The following is a 19944-nucleotide window of genomic DNA, read 5'->3' as shown; positions in this document are numbered from 1 at the left end:
TTGGATTGTCATGCAGTCGCGGTATAGTCAAAGCATGCATGTGAGGGAATAAAAAATGATTCAACAGATTGATGCACCACTACGCGAAGACGTACGCTTACTGGGTAATTTGCTTGGGGAAACCTTAAAATTACATGCCGGGCAGGATTTGTTTAATCAGATCGAGCAGATCCGTGCCCTGTCCAAAGGCGCTCGCGATGGACAGGTCGAAGCAGAAAAACAACTGGAACAACTGTTTTTGAGTCTGGAAGATGCAGAAATCCTGCCACTGACCCGTGCTTTTACCCACTTTTTAAACTTTGCCAATATTGCCGAACAATATCATGTGGTACGTCGTCGCCGTCAGAGCGAGTTTGACGACACTGCAGAATCGCCCAATCCTCTGGTGCCTTTATTTGAAAAATTTAAACAGCAGGAAATTTCTGCCGATACGCTGTATCAGCAAATCTGTGAACTGAAAATTGAACTGGTCCTGACCGCGCACCCCACAGAAGTCAGCCGCCGTACCCTGATTCAAAAATATGATGGCATCAATAATGCCCTGTCCAAATTCGACCAGCAGAAACTGACTCCACGTGAACGTCAGGCTGTCCTGGCCGATCTGAAACAGCTGATCAGCTCTGCCTGGCAAACCGATGAAATCCGTCAGCATCGCCCGACTCCGATTGATGAAGCCAAATGGGGTTTTACCACCATTGAGCAGACCTTATGGAATGCAATACCGAAATTTATCCGCGAACTAAATGGCATGGTGCAAGCGCAATGTGGCCAGAACCTGCCCTTAGATGTCGCACCAGTACGTTTTGCCTCATGGATGGGTGGTGACCGCGATGGCAACCCCAATGTCACCCACACCGTCACTCAGGAAGTACTGTGGCTGTCGCGCTGGAAAGCAGCCGATCTCTATGTACGCGATATTGAAAACCTGCGCTGGGAACTCTCCATTCAGCAATGCAGTCCGGAAATTTCCGAAGCTTTGGGCCAGCCTCATCCTGAACCCTATCGTGAATATTTACGTGACACTCGTACCCGCCTGAAAGCGACGCGACACTGGCTGGCAGAAAAATTAAAAGGCAATGATGCCGATGACAGTCTGGTGATTAAAAGTAAAGACGAACTTTTACAGCCGCTCCTGACCTGCTACCGCTCGCTGATGGACTGCAATCTGGCCGAAATTGCCAATGGCAGCCTGCTGGACTTTATTTACCGGGTCAACAGCTTTGGGATCGAACTGCTGAAACTGGATATCCGTCAGGAATCCGGCCGTCACCGTCAGGCAATTTCAGCTATTACTGAATATTTAGGACTGGGGAATTTTGAAACCTGGACCGAACAGGCCCGTCAAAACTTTTTACTGCAGGAATTACAAAGCAAGCGTCCGTTGCTGCCGAAACATCTGAATGAACCGGCCGGCAGCCTGATTGAACATCCGGATGTCCAGGAAGTCTTTGCCACTATGCGCACACTGGCCGAACAGCCGAGCGAGTCTCTGGGTGCCTATATTATTTCCATGGCAGAATATCCAAGTGATGTCTTGGCGGTACTGCTTTTACAAAAAGAAGCCGGCATCGAGCAGGCGTTACGGGTGGTTCCCCTGTTTGAAACCTTAAAAGATCTGGATGGTGCAGCCGCAACCATGTCGACCTTGTTCAATATGCACTGGTACAAACAGCATATTCAGGGCAAGCATGAGGTGATGATTGGCTATTCTGATTCTGCCAAGGATGCTGGTTTTATGTCGGCCAACTGGGCCCAATATCGTGCCCAGGAAGAACTGACCGCAGTTGCCCAGCAACATGGCGTGCAATTGACCCTGTTTCATGGTCGTGGCGGTTCAATCAGCCGTGGTGGTGCGCCAACCCAGCAAGCCTTGTTCTCTCAGCCACCGGGCTCTATTTCCGGTGCAATCCGGGTGACTGAACAGGGCGAAATGATCCGCTTTAAATTCGGACTGGAAGAAATCGCGCTGCAAAATCTAGAAATTTATACCGCTGCAACCCTGGAAGCGACCCTGCTCCCGCCACCAGAACCAAAACAGGAATGGCGCGACCTGATGCATCAAATGACCGAACTGTCTGTTCAGGTCTATCGCCAGACCGTGCGTGAAAATCCGCATTTTGTAAAATACCTGCGTACCGTTACCCCTGAACTTGAACTGCAGATGCTGCCTCTGGGTTCACGCCCCGCCAAACGTAAAGTCAGCGGCGGCATTGAATCCTTGCGGGCCATTCCCTGGGTATTTGCCTGGACCCAGATTCGCCTGATGTTGCCTGCCTGGCTCGGTACCGGTGCCGCCCTGAATGAAGTCGTGGATCAAGGACAGCGTAATGTACTCGATGAGATGCTGGCCGAGTGGCCATATTTCCAGACCCTAATTGATATGCTGGAAATGGTCCTGTCCAAAGCCGACGCGCATGTAGCGCTGTATTATGAATCGCATCTGACCCAGGATGAAGATCTGAAAATTTTGGGGACAGCGTTACGCCAGCGTTTGCAGGATGCCGTACAAACCTTGTTAACCCTGAAAGGTGAATCGAAACTGCTCAGCAGCAATGGCGTACTGGATCAGTCCATGAAGGTGCGTAAACCGTATCTGCTACCATTGCACTTGCTGCAAGCTGAACTGATGAAACGTCGCCGTTTATATCTTGAACAGCAACAGGCCGAAAACACCCCGGTGGATCATGCGCTGATGGTCAGTATTGCCGGTATTGCAGCCGGTCTGCGTAATACTGGCTAAGCAAAAATGCCCATTTGAAAGCACATCCTGGTGATGTGCTTTTTTATTGACCAGTCAATAGCCAGGAAATATTTTATTTTATATAGTCAATCAGATTTATTTATAGATACCCCTATTTATAATAAGAAATTAATCTACTGATTTCACTTTAATTTTAACCCAGTATTCTTTTACCGCCCGGTAAAATCTTAAATAAAGTCATAGAATTAATTTGAACAAAAATTTTGTTTAAGTGATTAAATCTTCTAAAGAACAAGAGTATGATGTGCACAATTTATCTTTTGAGTGCTCATTTTATGTCCAGTTGGTTTCCCAAATGGCGCCCTTATGAAGGCAGTATCGATGCACGACCAGTAGGTACCGCAGAGTATTTGCCACCCGCACAAACGGTCATTTTGGGTGTACAACATGTTTTTGCCATGTTTGGCGCGACTGTACTGGCACCTTTTTTAATGGGCTTTGATCCTAACCTGGCGATTTTAATGTCAGGGATCTGTACTATTCTGTTCTTTTTAATCACCGGTGGCCGGGTTCCAAGTTATCTAGGTTCAAGCTTTGCCTTTATTGGTGTGGTGATCGCGGCAACCGGTTATGCGGGTGGTGGCGGGCTGAATCCAAATATTGGCGTTGCAGCAGGCGGCATTATCGCGTGTGGCATCTTCTATGCGCTGATGGGCTTTCTGGTCATGGCAACGGGCACCCGCTGGATTGAAAAGCTGATGCCACCCGTGGTAACCGGTGCCGTGGTGATGATCATTGGCCTGAACCTTGCTCCAGTCACAGTGAAAAGCGTGATGGGCAATACCTTCAATATGTGGATGTCCCTGGTCACTGTGCTGTGCATGGGTTCAATTGCCGTATTCACCCGTGGCTTATTACAGCGCCTGCTGTTATTGGTTGGCCTGTTATTGGCTTATCTGATCTATTTTGTACTCAGTAATGTCATGGGTTATGGCACTGCGATCAATTTCCTTCCCATTCAGCAAGCAGCCTGGTTCGGCTTACCGACTTTTCACGCACCGACCTTTGAATTAAATGCTATGCTGATCATTGCGCCAATTGCCTTGATTCTGGTGGCTGAGAATCTGGGCCATATTAAAGCCGTAGGTGCAATGACCGGTGAAAACCTGGATCCGCATATTGGTAAAGCCTTTGTGGCAGATGGTGTTGCCACGACTTTAGCCGGTGGTGTAGGTGCGCCGGGTATGACCACTTATGGTGAAAACATTGGTGTGATGGCCGTGACACGGGTCTACTCGACCATTATCTTTGCCGTCGCGGGTGTCTTTGCGGTGTTCCTGGGTTTATCGCCTAAGTTTGGTGCGATTATTCATACGATTCCAACGGCGATTCTGACCGGTGCTTCGATTGTAGTCTTTGGTTTGATTACCATTGCCGGTGCCAAAATCTGGATTGAAAACAAGGTCGATTTTTCGCAAAACAAGAACCTGATGGTGGCTGCGGTGACCATTATTTTAGGTACGGGTGATTTTGCCCTGACTTTTGGTAGCTTCAATCTGGGTGGTATTGGTACAGCAACGTTTGCTGCACTGATCCTGAACTGGTTCTTTAGCCTGGCCGATAAAAAATAAAACTCGGAATAAAAGTATTGAGCAGCCAAATGGCTGCTTTTTTTATCTTTGTATTTTTCAACTTTGTGATTAAAGAAATGAAAAGAAGCCCCGCAAGGCTTCTGTTAAAGCACAAGTCTGTTTAAGGACGAAACTCTTTCAGTTCACGTTGAATAAAGTATTGGAACATTTCACGGTATAGATGTTCAATAAACTCCTGATCGATACCCTGCTTTTGCGCCAGAGCTCTGACATTTTCTACAATCTGTTCCATACGTTCCGGTGACTGCAAATCGGTTTCGGTTTTTTTGAAACGGGTGGTTTGATCAACATAAAATTGACGCGCAGCGATCAGCTCAACTAAAGCTGTATCAATGGCATCGATCTGTTGACGTGCATGTTCTAGTGATTCAGCTTTGATCTTTTCCATGTTTTTTCAGTTCACTTTCAGTTTGATTATTACTCTTATACTTTTCTTCTAACACATTACTGAAAATACTTTCAATCATCCAGACCCGATATAAGCTATTAAATGTATAACTTTGATCATCTATGCGCAGTTCCAGTACCGGGAAATTCGGCTGAGACTTCATTTCACAGAGCATATCATTGTCCTGTAGCTTGGCCAGAATATCGTCCTGGGTCAGATCTACAATATTTAACTGTTGCTGCAAACGTTTGAAATGAGGTGCATAAGACAGGTCTTCACCACGGGTCCAGACGGCCTGCAAGATCTGGTACATCGCCTCAATCCGCTGCTCCTCGGGACAGCTATAAAATAATTGTGCCATTGGCGCAATCGCCTGCTCGGTCGGTCGGCAGAACGGGGTAAATTCTACTTCAGTCCGTTTGGATAAACGTGTGGCCAGACTCCAGTCAAACTCATCCCGGCCGCGATAGGACAAGGGATAGACATTCAGCTGGATATTGTAATAATCCGCCAGTTCTTCCTTGATATAAGCCAGCAGCAGCCAGGAAATCGGGTCTTCCAGCGCGATATACAAGTCCAGTTCCGGATCCATCGACTGGATCTCGTTCAGCTCTTCGGCATCACTGATCAGATGCTCACGCCATTCAATGTGATCGATCATAAAAATCGGATTACCGGTCAGCAGTTTTTGCTGCTCCAGACGTCGGGTCAGACGTAACAGATCATCGACCGCCTGATACTGGCGTCCGCCTAAATTAAAATAGCTGGCCAGAATCGGGGTCTGATCAAAAATACGTTCAGGAAAATCCTGTGGCTGATGATGGCGGCTGGCCATGGAATATAAGGTGCGCAATTTTCCGGTCTGTTTTTGCCAGAGCATATGGAATACATCTTCCAGCAAATACAGGAAATCCTGTCCACGCAGCGGTGTATGCCGCAAAATCAGTTCGGCCTGTTTTAAGGCCTCAGCGCTCGGTAATTCTGGCGTATCATGAAAACTGAAACGGTGCTGTTTCGACAAGATTTTGGCATCATTAATCGTGTAGTGCTGCCATTCATCAAAAGACATCTGATTTGGCGCTTCGGCATGCTCACTGGAAATAATCACTTTCAGCGGCTTGAGTTCTGGACTTAAAATTTCTTCGAGCTGGGGCAACTGCTGTACCGCCAGATAACTGTACACATCATCCAGTCTTAAATGGATACTCAGCCCATCTTGAATAGATAACACCGTTTGACGGGTTGGTTTTTGGTAAAACCAACTCGATCGGATTGGATCAAACCAACGGCGTAACAGGGACATGAGATCGGCCTCAACAAGAATGACGGTGCGCAGCTCAACACATGAGAAGCTGCGCAGAATAATCTATTTTTAAGATCGCAGAAGCCAAAGCCCTGCATGCTGTAAAAACTTATATCAAGTCATAAGCAAATGTTCAATGTTTAACAATGGATTAGAGGTCAAGATTCAGGTCAGTGACCGCCCCGGTTTCTGCCCCTGAAGTCAGTTTGGCGAATTTGGCCAGCGCACCGTGGGTATAGTTTGGCTGAGGTTTGGTCCAGGCCGCTTGACGTGCAGCAATTTCTTCTTCCGCGACATGCCAGGTCATTTCCCGAGTTTCGGCATTAATCGAAATCTGATCACCATTTTGCACCAGACCAATCGGGCCGCCCTCATAAGCTTCTGGCGTCACATGACCAATCACGAAACCATGACTGCCGCCAGAGAAGCGTCCGTCAGTAATTAAAGCCACCGAAGCGCCCAGACCTTTACCAATAATCGCAGAAGTCGGTTTCAGCATTTCCGGCATGCCCGGACCACCTTTAGGGCCGACGCCACGAATCACCACCACTTCACCCGGCTGGACTTCGCCATCCAGAATCCCGCGCATGGCACCCTGCTCGCCTTCAAAGACCCGTGCCGGGCCAGCAAAATGCAGACCTTCCTTACCGGTAATCTTGGCCACAGCGCCCTTCGGCGACAGATTGCCTTTCAAAATCACCAGATGGGAATCTTTTTTCACGGGCGCATCAAAAGGCAGAATAATCTGCTGACCTTCCGGATAGTCCTGCACATCGGCCAGGTTTTCTGCCAGCGTCTTACCTGTGACCGTTAAACAGGACCCATCCAGCATGCCGGCATCCAGCATGCGCTTCATCAGTGGTTGAATCCCACCAATCGCAATCAGTTCTGACATTAAATATTTCCCCGATGGACGCACATCAGCCACCACCGGAATATCTTTACCAATCCGCACGAAATCATCCAGACTCAGTTCCACCCCTGCGGTATGTGCCATAGCCAAAAGATGCAGTACCCCATTGGTCGAACCACCCAGCGCAATCAAGACCTTGATCGAATTTTCAAAAGCAGCCTTGGTCATGATGTCACGTGGCTTGATATCCAGTCGTAACAGATTCATGACTGCTTCACCGGCACGGGCACAGTCGATTTGCTTGTCATCCGAAATCGCTTCCTGTGCCGAGGAGCCCGGCAAGCTCATACCGAGTGCTTCAATTGCAGAGGCCATCGAGTTGGCCGTATACATGCCGCCACAAGAGCCCGGACCCGGCAAGGATACTTCTTCAATATGCTTGACTTGAATCGCGTTAATTTCACCTTTGGCATATTGACCGACTGCTTCAAATACCGAAATCATGTCGGTATGGCCTTCGCCGGGTTTGATGGTTCCACCATAAATAAACAGACCGGGGCGGTTTAGACGTGCCAGTCCCATAATGCAACCCGGCATGTTTTTATCACAGCCACCAATCGCGATGACTCCATCATAAGCCTGGCAACCCACGACCGTTTCAATGGAGTCTGCGATCACTTCCCGTGATAGCAGTGAATATTTCATGCCTTCCGTACCATTGGAAATACCATCTGAAATGGTAATGGTATTAAAGATAATGCCCTTGCCACCCGCAGCACTCACGCCCTGTTCTACAGTTCTGGCCAGACCATCAATATGCATATTACAAGGCGTGACATTGGCCCAGGTCGAAGCGATGCCAATAAATGGACGTTTAAAATCGGCATCTTTAAAACCGGTAGCACGCATCATGGAACGCGCCGGTGCATTTTCAATGCCTTCATAAACGGGGGCTGAATGCTCGCGGATATTATCTTTACTCATTATTCTCTTCCTGGGCGATGACCAATTTTAAGCGTCAGTCTTGGACAATTTATTTTAAGGACATTGTATAGAATTAAAACAAAGCAATACAGCTTTCAGCTGCTTCTATAATATTCGATACATGCCAAAGTCATCTGCAACTGTCCGAGGCAGGACTACAATTAATATTTACTGTTTCTGCGATATAAGTGAAAAATACTAGTTTCGGACGAGTTTTGCAGATGATAGTGGTTTTGCCTACTTTTGCCGAAACAAAAGTAGGTCGAACCGAAGGTTATAAACTGCAATTAAACAATTTCCTTTAAGACCCCGTCTTATTGAATCTATAAATTTCAAATAAAAAAAAGCACCCCATCTGGAGTGCTTTTTAAATCTGTAAAATTACAAATTAGATATCACGTACTGCACCTTTCGAGGCACTGGTGGTATGCATCGCATACGCTTTGAGTGCTTTAGACACTTTACGAGGACGCTGTTCAGCAGGCTGCCAGCCTTTGGCTTCTTGGGCTTCACGACGTGCTGCCATGGTTGCATCATCCACTGCCAGGTGAATGGTACGGTTTGGAATATCAATTTCGATACGGTCACCATCTTCAACCAGACCAATCGCACCACCTTCCGCTGCTTCAGGAGACACGTGACCAATCGACAGACCAGATGAACCACCCGAGAAACGGCCATCTGTTAAAAGTGCACAGTCTTTACCCAAACCTTTCGATTTGAGATAACTGGTCGGGTACAGCATTTCCTGCATGCCCGGACCACCACGTGGACCTTCGTAGCGAATCACCACAACATCACCCGCAGTGATTTTGCCGCCAAGAATGGCTTCAACTGCAGCATCCTGACTTTCAAACACACGTGCAGTCCCGTTGAATTTCAGGATTGAATCATCCACACCTGCTGTTTTTACGATACAGCCTTCTAGTGCGATGTTGCCGTAAAGTACCGCCAGACCACCATCTTGCGAGAAAGCATTGGCTGCATTACGGATCACGCCATTGTCACGGTCGCCATCTAAGCGTGCATAATAACGGTCTTGCGAGAATGCCGTCTGCGTTGGTACACCGCCCGGTGCAGATTTGAAGAATTGATACACCTCTTCATCTTCAGTACGGATGATGTCCCATTTATCCAAGGCATCTTTCAGTGTTTTTTCATGAACAGTTGGAACAGATGTATCGAGTAAGCCTGCACGATCCAGTTCACCCAAGATTGACATGATGCCGCCGGCACGGTGTACATCTTCCATATGGACGTCTTGCTTCGCCGGCGCAACCTTACAAAGAACCGGCACATTACGTGACAAACGATCGATGTCGGTCATCGTGAAGTCGACTTCAGCTTCGTGTGCTGCTGCCAACAGATGCAGAACCGTATTGGTTGAACCACCCATAGAAATGTCTAAAGTCATTGCATTTTCAAATGCCGCTTTGGTTGCGATTGAACGTGGCAAGATGCTGTAATCTTCCTGTTCATAATGACGTTTCGCCAATTCAACAATCAGTTGACCAGCTTTTTCAAATAATTTTTTACGGTTGGCATGGGTTGCTAGCGTTGAACCATTGCCCGGAAGCGATAAACCAAGTGCTTCAGTCAAGCAGTTCATCGAGTTTGCAGTGAACATGCCTGAACATGAACCACAGGTTGGGCAAGCTGAACGTTCGTATTCTGCGACTTCTTCATCAGTGAAGCTGTCATCTGCTGCAACAATCATGGCATCAACCAAGTCAATGGCTTTTTCATTGCCACGGATTTTGACCTTGCCCGCTTCCATTGGACCGCCAGAGACAAATACCACCGGAATGTTCAGGCGCATCGCAGCCATTAACATGCCTGGGGTGATCTTGTCACAGTTCGAGATACACACCATCGCATCGGCACAATGGGCATTGACCATGTACTCGACCGAGTCTGCAATCAGGTCACGCGAAGGCAATGAATACAACATACCGTCATGACCCATCGCGATGCCGTCATCGACCGCAATAGTATTGAATTCTTTGGCCACGCCGCCTGACGCCTCAATTTGACGTGCCACCAGCTGACCCAGGTCTTTAAGATGCACATGACCTGGTACAAACTGGGTGAACGAGTTCACCACCGCAATAATCGGCTTACCAAAATCTTCATCTTTCATGCCGGTAGCACGCCATAAACCGCGTGCGCCAGCCATATTTCTTCCGTGTGTCGATGTTTTTGAACGATAGTCAGGCATTTTATATTTCCAACAAAGTTTGAGCTTGCAATGAATCGGGCAGATCCACTCTGGCTAAATCATACTGACAAGGAGCTTAAATCAGTTGAATTTTAAACCTATCATACTACAAGCCCTTGATTTACAAGATGGCCTTCTGGGTGTAGATGCAGGCAAAAATGTCTATAGAGAGGTTTGGATGATCTGACGATAAAAATTTCTTAATGAAATCTACTATACCGCCATCATCATCAGGACAATACAAAACTTTCATGAATAATTTTTACAATTTGCATGAGTTTTTTTTATATAAAAATTCCACTGAAATTCAAGCACTCACAGGCCTTATCCGATAAGTTTTTGCAACGATTAGGCTGAAATTTGGCTTTTGGCTTATAATACGCTTTAAGTTTATTTGGAATTTCATGTGTGAAGATAATATTTGCAGGCACACCAGAATTTGCAGCGACTGCATTGGCTGCGCTGCTCAAAACCAATCATGAAATTGTGGCGGTTTATACTCAACCGGACCGCAAAGCTGGACGTGGACAAAAACTAACAGCTTCTGCAGTCAAGCAGCTGGCTTTAGAAAATAATATTCCGGTCTACCAACCGCTTCACTTCAAATCTTCGACTGAAGAAGGTCTGGCAGCGCAAGCGGAACTTAAAGCCTTAAATGCAGATGTGATGGTAGTAGCGGCTTATGGCCTGATCCTGCCACAAGTGGTTCTGGATACGCCAAAATATGGTTGCCTGAATATTCATGGTTCCCTGTTGCCACGCTGGCGCGGTGCAGCCCCGATTCAGCGTGCCATTGCTACCGGTGATACCGAAACGGGCGTGACCATTATGAAAATGGCGGCCGGTCTGGATACCGGGGATATGATGTATAAAACACGATGTCCGATTACTGCCGAGGATACTTCTGCCAGCCTGCATGACAAACTGGCGCTGCAAGGTGCTGAGGCGATTGTGGCCGTGCTTGAATCGGAACAGACCTTACAGCACTATCTTGAGATTCGCGAAGTCCAGGATGAAAGCCTGACGGTTTACGCGCATAAACTGTCAAAAGCTGAAGCACAAATTGACTGGACCCAGCCTGCAGCAGCCATTGACCGTAATATTCGTGCTTTTAATCCATGGCCGGTGGCATTTACTCCACTGGATGACAGCAACAATTTACGCATCTGGAATTCCTCGCTTTCCACGCAAAAGACAAGCAATGCCCTGCCTGGTGAAGTGATTGCCCTGGATAAAGACGGCGTGCATGTGATGTGTGGCGATCAACATGCTATTTGCATCACCAATCTGCAATGGCCAGGCGGCAAAGCCCTGAATGCTGTTCAAATTAATCAAACTCAAAAACTATCGGTAGGATATAAATTCGCATGAGCCAAATTCAATCATCAGCTAAAAACTTGAATTTGCGCGCGCAAGTTGTAAAAACCCTATTGGCTGTACAAAACGGCCAATCACTTGCTTCTGTACTCAATCAACATATCAACATCGTGTCTGAACGTGACCGTGGTCTATATCACGAGTTAACTTTGGGCTGTTTACGTCAGTGGCACGGCCTGAAAGCCATTACCCTGCCATTATTAACCAAACCTCTTGATAATCAGGCTTTAGAAAGCTGCTTATATCTGGGTTTGTATCAGATTTTATGTACCCGTATTCCGGCGCATGCTGCAATTTCAGAAACCGTCACTGCAGCCAAACAGCTCGGTTTTGAACCTTTAAGCGGTCTGGTGAATGCCGTTCTGCGTCGTGTTTCACGTGAAACAGAAGAATTTGATCTGGCTTTAAATCAGGCACATGGCCTGCCAAGCTGGCTTTACAAGCGTTTAAAGAAAGACTGGCCGGAACAGCTTGCCGAACTGTCACATGACTTGAAACAGATTGCACCGCTCACCTTGCGTGTCAATGTCAACCAAGTTAGCCGTGATGAATATCTGGAAATTCTGGAAGAAGAAGGCTATGAAGCACGTGTCTGTACTCTTTCTGAAGTTGGCATCGTTCTGGAACAGAATGTCCATATTCCGAACCTGCCGGGCTATGAAGCCGGCGGTTTCTCGGTTCAGGATGAACATGCTCAGCTGTGTGCGACCTTGCTTCCTGACCTTGAAGGCAAAGTCGTGGTCGATGCCTGCGCCGCTCCGGGTGGTAAGACTGCGCATATATTGGAAAAATATAGTCCGAAAAAACTGTATGCCATTGACCAAGATGCCAAACGTTTAGTCCGTGTGGCAGAAAATCTGGAACGTTTACTATTAACTGAATATGCCGACGTTGAAATTATCGCGGCTGATGCGATCACCTGGACAGCGCCGGAGCCGGTGGATTGTATCGTGCTGGATGCACCGTGTTCTGCAATTGGTGTGATCCGTCGTCATCCGGACATCCGTTTACTGCGTCATTCCACAGATATTCCGCAAACGGTACAGCTGCAAAAGCAGATTCTGGAAAATATGTGGCAGCAACTGAAAGTCGGTGGTACTTTGCTGTACATCACCTGTTCAATTTTGAAAGCCGAAAACGAACAGCAGATGGTCGAATTCTTTGCTCAACATGCCGATGCCAAAGAAATCAAGATCGAAGCCGATTGGGGCATCGAACAGATTCACGGTCGTCAGTTGTTGCCGAAAGCAGATCAAGGCGATGGCTTCTTCTATTGCCGTATAGAAAAAACTGCATAAGTCATGCGTTTAAAATGAAAGGCAGCCTAAGCTGCTTTTTTTATGGCGCGTGATTTAGTGAATATATGGCTTATTGAATAAACTTAAAAATCACCAGACTGCTGGCCAATGCCGCCATGCCGCTCACCAATCCATAGACTGTTTCATGCCCTTCAGAATAGCGTTTTGCCGTCGGCAATAATTCATCCAGCGCCAGATAAACCATCACACCGCCAATTATCCCAAAGATCAGACCATAGACGGTTTCACTCATATAAGGCGCCAGAATAAAATAGCCCAAGGCTGCACCCAGTGGTTCGGCCAGTCCGGAAACTAGACTGGCCCAGAGCGCATAATCTTTACGGCCGGTGGCCATATACACTGGTAAGGCAATCGCGACGCCTTCTGGTACATTATGAATCGCAATTGCCACCGCCAACGGTGCGCCCAAAGCCGGGCTTTCCAGCGTGGCAAAAAACGTCGCCAGTCCTTCCGGCAGGTTATGTGCGCTAATCGCAAACAGCGTCAGCATGCCGGTACGCAGTAATTGGGGTGAACTGACGCCCTTGGCAGAATGGGTTTCAATGGTGTCATGTGGATTCGGCACAAAGCGATCCAGCAACAACACCAGAACTACGCCCAGTAAAAAAGCAAAAGTGCCAAAGGCAAAACCGGTTTTTTCATCAAAGTCCAGACTAAAGGACGCGATCGATTTGTTCAGAATTTCGGTTAAAGAGACATAGATCATGGCACCGGCAGCAAAGGCCAAACCAAAGGCCAGCAAACGGAAATTAGGTTTTTTTAAGAATAATACCAGTCCCCCACCCACTACGGTGGCCAGCCCGGCAAATAAAGTCACGGCAAAGGCTGTATAGACTTGTCCATCTGAAACGGAAATCATGTCAAAGCATCAGCCATTAAAAAAGTCATTATCATCAAGGATGATAATGACTTCCATTTATGGTAACAGTAGGTTTATGTGAAGATTTTTAGTCTTCTGGTTCTTCCGGATTTTTTGCCAGATGAATCACAGCCAGTACCAGACCACCCCATAATAAAACGATGGAGATGATCATCATGATTAGTGCAGATGTATTCATAGTCGCTCTCCTAGCTGTGACGGTCTTTGATCAGGCTGAACAGAATGGCACCCAGAATAAAGAATGCCATCACTCCTCCACCTACCATCCATAGGGTACTGGCAGCATAGCCACCATAACCTTCTGCCATAATCGATTTCAGGGTCAAGCCCAATGCCAGCAATAATGACAACGGCGTGATCACCGTCAGCATGAAGTTCCAGCTGGCACCCAGTTTCACGCTGGCAAACTCGTTCACATGGCCTTCCAGCTGTTTCATTAACGGACGACGGAACCACGACAACAGAATAATCGATAACAGACCGCCACCGACAATACCGATGTTATTGGCAAAGTAGTCGATGATATCGACAAAGGTAATGGCACTATGTGTCGAGAACATCAGGGTAGAAATCACTGCTGAACCACCAGCAATAATCGTCACTGACTTGTTCTTTGACCAGCCCAGTTTGTCCTGGAACGCAGCAATCGGAACTTGCAGGATACTGACCATCGAGGTAATACCAGCAACCGTCAATGAACCAAAGAACAGGAAACCGAACAGGTCACCACCTGCACCTAAACTGGAAATGATTTTCGGAAACGCAATAAAGGCCAGACCAATACCGCCAGATACTACATCTTCAACTTTCGCACCTGAGCTGAACGCCATAAAACCAAGCGCGGCAAAGACACCAATACCCGCCAGAATTTCAAAAGACGAGTTGGCCAATGCCACCACAATCCCGGAACCGGTCAGGTTAGTTTTGCGTTTCAGGTAAGACGCATAGGTCAACATGATCCCGAAGCCCACTGACAATGAGAAGAAGATATGACCAAAAGCAGCTAACCAGACTTTATAGTTGGTCATCGCTTCCCAGTTTGGTGTGAAGAAAGCATTTAAGCCATCGACTGCACCCGGTAAACGGACTGCCTGAATCACCAGGATCGTGAATAAAATCACCAGCAATGGCATAAAGATTTTATTCGCCAGTTCCACCCCACGGCGTACTCCACCGTAAAGAATCAGCATGACTGCTGCCCAAACGACCACCAGACCAAAGAACAGCACAGGTACAAAACCGAGAGTCAGACCCTCACCATTTTGCAGGTAAGTATTGAAGAAGAAGCCTTGGGTATCTGTGCCCCACTGCTGTCCAAAGGAATAGAACATATAACTGCCGGCCCAGGACAAGACGCTGGCATAGTAAATCCCGATCACCAGAGTGACCATGACCTGCCACCAACCCAGAGATTCGGCATTCATGAGTTTTTTATAGGCCATAGGCGGCGCTTTGCGGAACTTGTGTCCGACCGCATAGTCTAAAAACAATAAAGGTAAACCTGCTGCGAAAATCGCAATCAGATAAGGGATCAGGAATGCCCCGCCACCATTTTCATAGGCAACATAAGGGAAACGCCAGATATTCCCCAAGCCAACGGCGGAACCAATCGCTGCAATAATGAATCCTGATCGTGCGGACCAATTCTCACGAGTTTCTGTCATAGAACACCTAAACTTTTAACCCCTTTAGATGCTGCTTGTTATGGTTATGGCGCAAGCAAAAAAAGAAGCATTTTCAATAATTTTGGGTGTTTGAATTAGAGGGCACCTTGTGGGCGTCGAATTCTAATGTACAAACAGGTCAGTAGGTCTTACATCTTGCTTAAAGTCTGATCGAAAAACTGACCTTGTAGATGATTCAACAATACTGACTTTTTTAAATTTTTTCTGTAAATTCTGCTTAAAATATTCGTTATTTATAATCTATTCGAATTAAGCGTTCAATAATTCTCCGAAATAGGCCAGATTAAACAAGTTATATATTGACAAACTTTTTGGAATATATTTTTTCTTAAGTTTTACTACAGGGTCGCTGTTTCAAAAAATGTATTCCAAGACTCCAATCCAGCATCTGTTTTTAGATCATTATTTGATGATGAAACGGCTTGTAGTAAGGCGCGTGACCAAGCCGTAATATGGGAAATCAAAGTCTCTCATGGAACTTTAACCTCCCTAAAAACCGGCTCAGATATCACATGCAGATTTAAAAACCAGCCACCTGTGATATCGAAGCGATGAATTGAATATTCTGAACCTAGGCTTTAATCACCAGCATGCGCTCTTCCTGCATATCGCGAATGGCTGACTGAATTCCTTCACGACCCAGACCTGAATCTTTGACCCCGCCATAAGGCATGTTATCGACCCGGAAAGACGGAATATCATTGATAATGACACCGCCGACATGCAGATGATCCCAGGCATACAGCATCTTGTTCAGATTCTGAGTATACACTCCAGCTTGCAAGCCAAAACGGCTGCGGTTGATACAGGCAATACCGGATTCGAAATCAGCATACGCTTCCAGAATTGCCACCGGGCCAAAGGCTTCATCACGGTAGATTTCCAGACTGTGGTCTACATTTTCCAGCAAGGTCGGTGCGAACATCACACCATTCAATTCGCCTCCAATCAGGATTTTCGCGTCTTTTTTCACGGCTTTATCCAGCCATTTTTTCAGGCGTTTGGCTTCATCTTCCTTGATCATCGGACCAACCAAGGTTGTGCTCAGATTCGGATCAGCGGCTTTAATCGTTTTCAGTTTCGCCAGCAGTTTGTCCTTCACTTCAGTATAAATCTGCTGATGCACCAAAATGCGTTGCACACTGATACACACCTGTCCGGCATGGTTATACGCCCCGCCAATTAGACGGTTAATCAAGGCATCGTTAATTTCGGTATCTGGCTCAATCATGACAGCAGCATTGCCACCCAGCTCCAAGACCACTTTTTTACGACCGGCACGCGCTTTCATATCCCAGCCTACAGCATCGGAACCGGTAAAACTGAGTAATTTAAAACGCTCATCGGTGACCAGTAGATCAGCCAGCTCTCGCGGACAGGGCAATACCGAAAACGCACCTCGCGGTAAATCGGTTTCCGCCAGAATTTCAGCAATTTTTAAGGCAGAAATAGGGGTTAGACTCGGCGGTTTCAGCACAAAGGGACAACCGGCTGCAATCGCAGGAGCAATTTTATGCGCGGTCAGGTTTAAAGGAAAATTAAACGGACTGATCAAAGACACCGCACCAATCGGCACCTGTTTCACAATGCCCTGATAGCCGGATGCTGCTGCAGTCACGGCCAAGGGCAGCATACGTCCCTGATCAATCTGGGTCACGGCATCTGCGGCAATCTGGAAAGTATTAATCAGACGTTCAACTTCGGCTTCGGCTGCTTTACGCGGCTTGCCCCCTTCTGCAATCAGAATTTCGGTCAGTTCTTCATGAATCTCACGAAAACGGCGTACGCAATGCAGCAGAATTTTCTGTTTCTGGAACGGCTCCAAGGCAGCCATTTCGGCTTCTGCGTCTACGGCAGACTGAATCGCCTGTTCCAGTGTGTTGGCATCTGCCAAGGCGACACGGGCATACAGTTCGTGGTTATATTTATGCTTGACCTCTAGCCATTCACCCGTCTGAACGGCCTGACCGGCGACATATAATGCATACTCTTTCGCTTGTTGTGTGCTTCTCGCTACCATCTTATTGTCCTGCAAAATCCAAGGATATACATTTTTGAAATTCTCTATATCATGCACTTGCTACTCCATATTAAGAAGATGTTTTTAAGTAACCAGACACCTCCAATTTTAATAAAGCTTTAGGGAATAGAGCCATGCGCGCAAAAATACTCACCACCTTATTATTCGGTTTTGGACTCAGTACGCTCAGTCATGCAGATGTAATCGGCGTGAAAGCAGATCTCAGTTACTGGGATTTTGACGGCTATAGTCAGGATAACAATTTCAAGCATGAGCTAGATCGGCAAGGTACAGCGCAGCTATCTGTCGCTGTAGAACATCCTGTGCCATTGTTACCAAATGCCAAGATTAAATACGTCAATCTGGACAGCAATAGCGAACAGAGTTCTCTTATCAATGCCTCAGAAATTGAGCTGAACAATATTGACTATATTCTGTATTATGAATTGCTAGATACTATTGTGCATGCGGATATAGGCGCAGGTTTAACCAATCTGGATGGTACTGTGAAAAACCTGACGACCGGAGTTTTCACTCAATACGATCTGGATGAATACAGCCCACTGCTCTATGCAACAGCCGGGGTTAAATTACCCTTTACCGGACTGAGTGCCCAAGCAGAAGCGGTTTACAGTCACGGCAGTGATACCCGAAAGACCGATGTACAAGCCGAACTGCAATATGATTTCATTGATAATCTGCTGGTCGATGTCGGTGCCAAAATCGGTTATCGCATCATGCAAGTGGATTTTGAACAGGATCAACGTCCAGATTTACAGCTGGAATTTAAAGGCCCTTATATCGGCTTAGATATACATTTTTAATGCAATACAACCGGTTAAGTTTGCACAGCTTAATTTCTCTGCGCTGATGTAAGCCAAAGCGTACAGCAATAACCGCAATCTGCTGCTAGTGCGCCACCGGGATGTGTATTACTTTATAAACATAGAGAGCAGGATGCTCCAGAAGACCTAAAAACAAGAATAACATCGCAACACCAGGACGTGAGGTACGACAGGAGTTATACCTAAATCACGAGATACGAAAAAGCCCCGACAGGATGTCGGGGCTTTTTTTTCTGCCTATTATTTTATTTATCATTGCTTAACAGTTCCGAGCTAAAACTCCAACATTGTAAGAATCCCCTTGTTGTTAAGCTAAAAATCCTCACATTTTTTGGGAACAGCAATCATGGTAAAAAAGGTCCTCTTTATTACATCCAATCAAGGCATTGAACATGATGAACTCACTGAGCCTTTAAATTTTCTAAAGTCCAAAGGTTTTGAAGTGATTCATGCTGCCGAAAAAAATGAAGATGTCGCGACGGTCAAAGGTGATACCAAAGCTGCCACCCAATATACGCCGGATACCAGTCTTGAACACGTCGATCTGAATGATTATGATCTTTTGGTGATTCCCGGCGGTACAGTCAACGCAGATACCTTAAGAATCAATCAGGATGCGCAGAAAATCATTCAGCATTTTGCCGATAATCACAAACCAATTGCCGCGATCTGTCATGGGCCATGGGCATTGATTGATGCACAGCGCATTAAAGACAAGAATCTGACTTCGTATAAGAGCATCAAACTGGATCTGGAAAATGCCGGCGGGAAATGGGTCGATGAACAGGTTCACCGCTGCAATACCGGTGACTGGGTACTGATTACTTCACGCAATCCGGACGATTTACCGGCTTTCAATGAAGCGATCTTAAAAGAACTTGAAGGCGATGCTGCCTAAGCTCATACCATAAAAAAAGAACCTCAACATTGAGGTTCTTTTTTATATTCAGACACCACCGGCCAGACTTTTCAGATAAGCCACCACCTCTTTATTGCCGGCCATTTCTGCCAGTTCTAGTGCCGTATGCGGACTGCGATGCGCAATATCCGCGCCCTTGCTGACCAGAAGTTTCACCACTTCCAGATGATCATTTTCAGCGGCAGCCTGTAAGGCGCTATAGCCTTCTTCATCGGCGGAGTTGACGTCCAGACCTTCCTGTAGCGCCTGCTCGACCTGTTCAATATCACCAAGAGATGCCCAGTACACCAGTTCAGGAAGATGCAGTTCGTCATCATCTTCAGGGATTGGAGAGAATGATTTAATAGTCATAATTGTATTACCTAAAATTTTTCTAATTATGAAATGGTTGATTTTATCCAGTCAACATCAAGAAAGTTGATCATATATAAATCTTTGGTTAATTACTTTTGAATTTTTTTAATAGTTCTTCACTTCCTGATAACACTGACAAAGCCATATCAATCATTAATTTTTTCCCCGATTGTATGTTATCGATATCTATATCTTCCAAATTAGCATCAGTAAAATCTAGATTGATTGCCATTTCAAAGTTAATGATCCACCAGTTTTCAATTTTATGAATTAATTGGTAAGCACATAGAAAGTTATTCATCAGGTCTTTTATTTCACCATGGCTTTGTTGCATAAACATTCAAAAGCTGAGTTTTCCCCAATCCATTCAAATTTAAGTGACAACTTGGGTGTGAGGTCTACCTAATTCCGTAAATCTATTCAGAACTGCCACACGCGCATGAACT

16 protein-coding genes are annotated in these 19944 nt (G+C 46.3%); 6 read left to right on the top strand and 10 right to left on the bottom strand.

All coding sequences use genetic code 11. The features are described from left to right. The first annotated feature begins 55 nt into the window (after window positions 1–55). Together ppc and FTV08_RS11190 are read left to right on the top strand one after the other, a co-directional pair. Complete coding sequence (ppc, locus tag FTV08_RS11195) at window positions 56–2740, top strand: phosphoenolpyruvate carboxylase (protein WP_180087350.1); 2685 nt, start codon at window positions 56–58, stop codon at window positions 2738–2740. 296 nt (window positions 2741–3036) lie between these two features. Then, window positions 3037–4332 (top strand): solute carrier family 23 protein, encoded by a 1296-nt coding sequence (locus tag FTV08_RS11190; protein ID WP_180087349.1) that lies wholly within the window; start codon window positions 3037–3039, stop codon window positions 4330–4332. 121 nt (window positions 4333–4453) lie between these two features. Here FTV08_RS11190 and FTV08_RS11185 read toward each other — a convergent pair whose 3' ends face one another. The 4 genes from FTV08_RS11185 to ilvD (FTV08_RS11170) all read right to left on the bottom strand — a co-directional run bounded on the left by FTV08_RS11185 (window position 4454) and on the right by ilvD (FTV08_RS11170) (window position 10099). Beyond that, a complete protein-coding gene (locus FTV08_RS11185) occupies window positions 4454–4741 on the bottom strand; it encodes a chorismate mutase (RefSeq protein WP_180050512.1) in 288 nt (95 codons plus the stop codon). Then, window positions 4722–6044 carry a hypothetical protein gene (locus FTV08_RS11180; protein ID WP_180087348.1) on the bottom strand — a complete coding sequence of 441 codons (1323 nt, stop codon included), beginning with the start codon at window positions 6042–6044 and terminating at the stop codon, window positions 4722–4724. The genes FTV08_RS11185 and FTV08_RS11180 overlap by 20 nt, the downstream gene beginning before the upstream one ends. Window positions 6045–6195: 151 nt before the next feature. Beyond that, on the bottom strand, window positions 6196–7881 hold the full coding sequence (gene ilvD / locus FTV08_RS11175) for a dihydroxy-acid dehydratase (protein ID WP_005108266.1): 1686 nt from the start codon (window positions 7879–7881) through the stop codon (window positions 6196–6198). Window positions 7882–8269: 388 nt separating this feature from the next. After that, a complete protein-coding gene (gene ilvD, locus FTV08_RS11170; protein WP_081401186.1) occupies window positions 8270–10099 on the bottom strand; it encodes a dihydroxy-acid dehydratase in 1830 nt (609 codons plus the stop codon). A 408-nt stretch (window positions 10100–10507) separates the two neighbouring features. Between ilvD (FTV08_RS11170) and fmt the strand changes: the two genes are divergently transcribed. Next, window positions 10508–11470, top strand: a complete 963-nt coding sequence (gene fmt, locus FTV08_RS11165; RefSeq protein ID WP_180087347.1) for a methionyl-tRNA formyltransferase — start codon at window positions 10508–10510, stop codon at window positions 11468–11470. Then, window positions 11467–12774, top strand: coding sequence for a 16S rRNA (cytosine(967)-C(5))-methyltransferase RsmB (gene rsmB, locus FTV08_RS11160; RefSeq protein WP_180087346.1), 1308 nt, complete (start codon window positions 11467–11469; stop codon window positions 12772–12774). The genes fmt and rsmB overlap by 4 nt, the downstream gene beginning before the upstream one ends. A gap of 70 nt (window positions 12775–12844) precedes the next feature. Here the strand turns inward: rsmB and zupT are convergent, their stop codons facing one another. The 4 genes from zupT to FTV08_RS11140 form a co-directional block, all read right to left on the bottom strand. Further along, window positions 12845–13654, bottom strand: a complete 810-nt coding sequence (gene zupT / locus FTV08_RS11155; protein ID WP_180087345.1) for a zinc transporter ZupT — start codon at window positions 13652–13654, stop codon at window positions 12845–12847. An 88-nt stretch (window positions 13655–13742) separates the two neighbouring features. Further along, a complete protein-coding gene (locus tag FTV08_RS11150; protein WP_004647694.1) occupies window positions 13743–13853 on the bottom strand; it encodes a methionine/alanine import family NSS transporter small subunit in 111 nt (36 codons plus the stop codon). A 10-nt stretch (window positions 13854–13863) separates the two neighbouring features. Next, window positions 13864–15339, bottom strand: coding sequence for a sodium-dependent transporter (locus FTV08_RS11145; RefSeq protein ID WP_180087344.1), 1476 nt, complete (start codon window positions 15337–15339; stop codon window positions 13864–13866). A gap of 592 nt (window positions 15340–15931) precedes the next feature. After that, window positions 15932–17380, bottom strand: a complete 1449-nt coding sequence (locus FTV08_RS11140; protein WP_180087343.1) for an aldehyde dehydrogenase family protein — start codon at window positions 17378–17380, stop codon at window positions 15932–15934. A gap of 134 nt (window positions 17381–17514) precedes the next feature. On the opposite strand from FTV08_RS11140, the gene FTV08_RS11135 reads away from it, so the two are divergent. Beyond that, entirely contained in the window at window positions 17515–18204 is a 690-nt protein-coding gene (locus tag FTV08_RS11135; protein WP_180087342.1) for a TIGR04219 family outer membrane beta-barrel protein, read from the top strand. A gap of 367 nt (window positions 18205–18571) precedes the next feature. Then, a complete protein-coding gene (locus tag FTV08_RS11130) occupies window positions 18572–19123 on the top strand; it encodes a type 1 glutamine amidotransferase domain-containing protein (protein WP_180087341.1) in 552 nt (183 codons plus the stop codon). Between the two features lie 48 nt (window positions 19124–19171). Here FTV08_RS11130 and FTV08_RS11125 read toward each other — a convergent pair whose 3' ends face one another. Further along, the gene (locus FTV08_RS11125; RefSeq protein ID WP_180087340.1) at window positions 19172–19495 is read right to left on the bottom strand and encodes an ankyrin repeat domain-containing protein; all 324 of its coding nucleotides are present in this window, start codon (window positions 19493–19495) and stop codon (window positions 19172–19174) included. A gap of 88 nt (window positions 19496–19583) precedes the next feature. Further along, window positions 19584–19838 carry a hypothetical protein gene (locus tag FTV08_RS11120; protein ID WP_257221193.1) on the bottom strand — a complete coding sequence of 85 codons (255 nt, stop codon included), beginning with the start codon at window positions 19836–19838 and terminating at the stop codon, window positions 19584–19586. Between the last annotated feature and the right edge of the window lie 106 nt (window positions 19839–19944).

It is taken from the genome of Acinetobacter sp. YH12226 (genome assembly GCF_013417805.1).
Lineage (GTDB): Bacteria > Pseudomonadota > Gammaproteobacteria > Pseudomonadales > Moraxellaceae > Acinetobacter.
This window is presented reverse-complemented; position numbering and strand designations above follow the sequence as displayed.